At 67.2% G+C, this 3,694-nt stretch carries 5 protein-coding genes; 3 read left to right on the top strand and 2 right to left on the bottom strand.

The annotated features are described in order from the left end of the window. Nucleotides 1-213, bottom strand: a 213-nt coding sequence (locus tag JMF90_RS28470; RefSeq protein ID WP_201325725.1) for an SDR family NAD(P)-dependent oxidoreductase, incomplete at its 3' end; no start/stop codon positions are given. Between the two features lie 666 nt (nucleotides 214-879). Here JMF90_RS28470 and JMF90_RS28465 point away from each other — a divergent pair. The 3 genes from JMF90_RS28465 to JMF90_RS28455 all read left to right on the top strand — a co-directional run bounded on the left by JMF90_RS28465 (nucleotide 880) and on the right by JMF90_RS28455 (nucleotide 2,844). Further along, nucleotides 880-1,170, top strand: a complete 291-nt coding sequence (locus JMF90_RS28465) for a DUF3331 domain-containing protein (RefSeq protein WP_011547132.1) — start codon at nucleotides 880-882, stop codon at nucleotides 1,168-1,170. Between the two features lie 170 nt (nucleotides 1,171-1,340). Continuing rightward, on the top strand, nucleotides 1,341-2,327 hold the full coding sequence (locus JMF90_RS28460; RefSeq protein WP_011547131.1) for an oxidoreductase: 987 nt from the start codon (nucleotides 1,341-1,343) through the stop codon (nucleotides 2,325-2,327). A 214-nt stretch (nucleotides 2,328-2,541) separates the two neighbouring features. Beyond that, nucleotides 2,542-2,844, top strand: a complete 303-nt coding sequence (locus JMF90_RS28455) for a DUF4148 domain-containing protein (protein ID WP_006480691.1) — start codon at nucleotides 2,542-2,544, stop codon at nucleotides 2,842-2,844. A 193-nt stretch (nucleotides 2,845-3,037) separates the two neighbouring features. Here the strand turns inward: JMF90_RS28455 and JMF90_RS28450 are convergent. Further along, a partial coding sequence (locus tag JMF90_RS28450; protein ID WP_201325724.1) for a TauD/TfdA family dioxygenase occupies nucleotides 3,038-3,694 on the bottom strand: 657 nt, incomplete at its 5' end.

The raw sequence follows: 3,694 nt of genomic DNA, 5'->3' as shown, positions 1-3,694 counted from the left end.
CGCCGCGACCTCGTTCGTAGCGGTGACGTCGAGCCGCCGCGTGACCAGCCGGCCGCCCGCGCGTTCGGCGTCGGCCTCGAGCCGCACCAGCGCGGCTTCGTTGATGTCGGTCGCCAGCACGTCGGCGCCCTCGCTCGCGAACCGCAGCGCGGTCGCGCGGCCGATGCCCTGCCCGGCCGCCGTCACCAGCGCGCGTTTGCCCTGCAATCTCATGAGCATCTCTCCGAAAAAGCCGGCCGCCAGTCGGCCGATTGGCACAAAGGACTAAAGGTCCAACCAATCATAGGAAGGGATCGCCCGTTTGTCACGAAATCGCGATTCAGTATTTACCCGGGGCGGATCAATCCGTCCGGCACGCAAGAATGCGGCGGGCGAGTGGCGTTGAAGTCCGGCCTCTCGATTCGCGCAAACCCGGTACCGGCGGGCCTTCCAGCCGACTCTTCACCGACGTTCGGGACGACGGCCGCGCCAAACTGACAAAAAAGTCATGTTCGCGTCAGGGTGCCAACGGGTGGCGCACGCCATCATGGCGTTGCCGGACCGCGCTTCCGGTACATCGCCTCCCCGCCCGCGCCGGATCCCTGCGGGCACCTCCGTCCCCTGGCGATGTATCCCGTGACTGGGCGAGCAGACACGGCGCGCGGGCCGATTTTCCGCCCCGGGCTTTCCGTCCGGGGCTTTTTGTTCTTGGTTTTCCAAGAAAATAAGCGTGGATTGTTTCTAAATCGGCAAAAGGTAATTTGAGCCAGACAGGATGTTTTTTCCGGTCACAGACGCTTACATTTAGCGCACCACTCATGGAAACCCCTACGGATTCCCCCTTGGGTAGTGACACCCACTGCCATGGCCGAACCCGCACGGGCTTTAGGAAACGGCAAAATGAAGGCCTCCCAATCCCTGCCTGCGCTCGATCCCGCCGACGTCCACGTCGAAATCCTCGAACGTTCCGATACGCTGCTCGTCGTCCGCTGGGTCGAGCCCGGCCGCTGTCACTACGGCGAGCAACGCTGGCGCCGCCGCTTCGCGCAGCGCACCGGCACCTGCGCGCTGTCGCGCCAGGTCATCCATCGCGGCGACGAAGTGTTCCGCCCGGCCGAGCGTCCGGCCCCCGCGAACGCCGCCGCCATGATCTCCGCCGCCGAGGTACTCGCGCTGGCCGGCAGCAGGTAACACCTGCCGGCCGTGCGCCAGGCTGGCGGCGCCACGCTATCCGCCAGCCAGTCCTAGAAGCGCCGGTCTAATTCCCCTGCTTGTCTGCTCCGTCCGCCCGCACTATCGTTACACCACTCAATGTAACGATTACGTACGGCGGCCGACCGGCCGCGCCGATGGAGGCAGACATGCATGCATGGAGCGCGCGCCACGTCCCGGCGCAAGGCGGCAAGGTCGCGGTCGTGACCGGCGCCAATAGCGGCCTCGGCTGGCACCTCGCGGAAACGCTGGCCGCGAAAGGCGCGACGGTCGTGATGGGCTGCCGCGACGCCACCCGCAGCGCGCAGGCCGCCGACGCGATCCGCCGGCTTCATCCTCATGCACGCGTCGAAGTCGATCCGCTCGACCTCGCCGATCTCGCGTCGATCGCACGCTTCGCGGCCGACGTCGGCGAACGCCACGGCCGCGTCGACATCCTCTGCAACAACGCCGGCGTGATGTTCCTGCCGCTGCGGCACACGCGCGACGGCTTCGAGATGCAGTTCGGCACCAACCACCTCGGCCATTTCGCGCTGACCGGCCATCTGCTGCCGGCGCTGCGCGCCGCACGTCGGGCGCGCGTCGTCACGATGTCGAGCGGCTTCAACCGAGGCGGCCGGATTCGCGTGGACGACCTGCGCGCCGCGCATCGCTACAACCGTTATCTCGCCTATTGCGACAGCAAGCTCGCGAACCTCGTGTTCGCGCTCGAGCTGCAGCGCCGCTTCGAGCGCGCGGCGTTCGCCGGCATCAGCGTCGCCGCGCACCCCGGCTATGCGGCGACCAACCTGCAGTTCGCGGGCCCGGCAATGGACCGCTCGCCCACCCGCGCCGCGCTGATGCGTGCCGCGAACCGTTATCTCGCGCAGCCGGCCGATCAGGGCGCGCTGCCCGCGATTCATGCGGCCACGTCGCCCGATCTGGCCGGCGGCGCGTACATCGGCCCGTCCGGCTGGTTCGAATCGCGGGGGCTGCCGGCACCGGCAAGCGTGCCGCGCGCGGCGCGCAACGTGGCAACGGCGGCGTTGCTGTGGGAAGCCTCGGAAGCCGCGACGGGCGTGCGCTTTCTCAGTTCCGGCGCACCCGCGGGCCGCGCGTCGGGCCGGCCGTTCGATACGGCGGCCGAAGCACGCTGAATCGCGCGTCGCCGGCCACGGCATTCTTCATACCTATTACGCCAACCGAAAGGAAAGCCCGTTGAAAGACTGTTTCGACGCCTCACTGTTACCAGTCAGGAAACAATTTATCGTCAAATTCAGCGTTTACCCTGAACACGCCGGTGACTAACATTTGATCAATCGCTCAAGACATGGTGTCGAGAGCGAACTCAATAAAACACCGGAGGTCACCATGAAATCGCTCGTTTCCGCAGTCGTTGCCGCTGCCGCCCTGTCCGCTTCGTTCGGCGCATTCGCTCAACAAAGCACCGTGACGCGCGCTCAAGTGCGCAACGAACTGGTCCAGCTCGAACAGGCCGGCTACAAGCCGGGCGTGTCGAGCCCGTACTACCCGAACGACATCCAGAGCGCCGAAGCGCGCGTTCATGGTGTCGACAGCAGCGGCTACGGCGCGCAACCGGCGCCGCTCGTCCACTCGGGCGCGCCGGCAGCCGCTTCGTCGAACGCACGCGACTCGATCTTCTTCGGCCAGTAAGCCGATGCGCCCTCGGCGGGCGCCGCGCGTCGCGCGATGAAGTCACGCAGTCCTGACGAGCCCCCTTCGCGGGGCTCGTCTGTTTTGTGAAACGCATACCTCCGCCGCCCGGCAGCGGGTGGCTTCGCCCGGACGCCCGGCGTCCGGGTGCTTTTTCCCGGCGAGGTGTGCAAGAAGACGCCGTGTGTGCCGGTCAGCCGGCCACGGCCGCGGCCCCGGCCGGCGCCGATCGCGACAGCACGCGCCAGCGCGACAGCAACTCATCGCGATCGACGTAACAGCCCTGCAGGTGCCGACGGCCCGTCGACGGATCGAACCCGGTGCGCGCATGCAGCACGCGCCGGTTGTCGAACGCCCACATGTCGCCCGCCCGCAGCCGGCGCTGTACGCGAAAGCGCGGCTCGCGCGCCAGCGCGAGAAACCGCCGGTACGCACGATAGACGGCCGCGACCGAACCGGCCGGCGCATCGAGCGGCCCGCGCAGGAAGTTCGCGACGCGTACTTCCGTCACGTTGCCGCGTGCATCGAGGCCGATCACCGGCGCCGAACAGCGGTAGTCGCTGTTCGCGCTCTTGTTCCAGAACTCGAACGGCGTCGATGCGAGCTGCTCGAAATCGTCCGGATGTTCGCGCCGCAGCGCATCCGCGAGCGCGAAGCCGTCGAGGAAAATGCTGTCGCCGCCCGTCGCGTCGTTCGCGAGGCAATGCAGGAACTGCACGCCCGGCTGCAATTCACGCGTCGGCAGGTCGGTGTGCGGCGGAAGATTCAGCGACGTATACGCATTGCTGTCCGGGCGCGGCTTCGATTCGACGTCGAACAGCACACCGAAATTACTTTCGCGGATCAGGCC

It is taken from the genome of Burkholderia sp. E168m23, assembly GCF_016586125.1.
GTDB lineage: Bacteria > Pseudomonadota > Gammaproteobacteria > Burkholderiales > Burkholderiaceae > Burkholderia > Burkholderia orbicola.
Note: the sequence above shows the minus strand (reverse complement) of the source record. Positions and strands in the feature narration are given on the sequence as shown.